Here is a 267-nt window from a genome sequence, read left to right on the forward strand (position 1 = left end):
CTCTGATGATGAAATATGTGTGCGTTGGAGTCAAATCTATACGCTTTCACCGCTTGTCGTGCGCTGGCAAAAAGGCGAGTTAACATCAGAGATTCAAAAAGAAGCAGCGCTTGAAATTATTGCAAAGTGGCGTAAACGCTTGTCGAGTATCTCTTGGTTCATGCGTTGTCTAAATGAATTTATCGCTGTCAAAGCGAATAAAGAAGATAAGTGCAAGGGACGTTTCTGGGAAGGTAGATTCAAATCTCAAGCCTTGCTAGATGAGAA

1 pseudogene is annotated in these 267 nt (G+C 41.9%); it reads left to right on the plus strand.

What is annotated here, in order from left to right:
• Nucleotides 1-267: pseudogene (locus CXF74_RS22330) on the plus strand (hypothetical protein); the annotation flags it as partial.

This window comes from Psychromonas sp. Urea-02u-13, assembly GCF_002835995.1.
Taxonomy (GTDB): domain Bacteria; phylum Pseudomonadota; class Gammaproteobacteria; order Enterobacterales; family Psychromonadaceae; genus Psychromonas.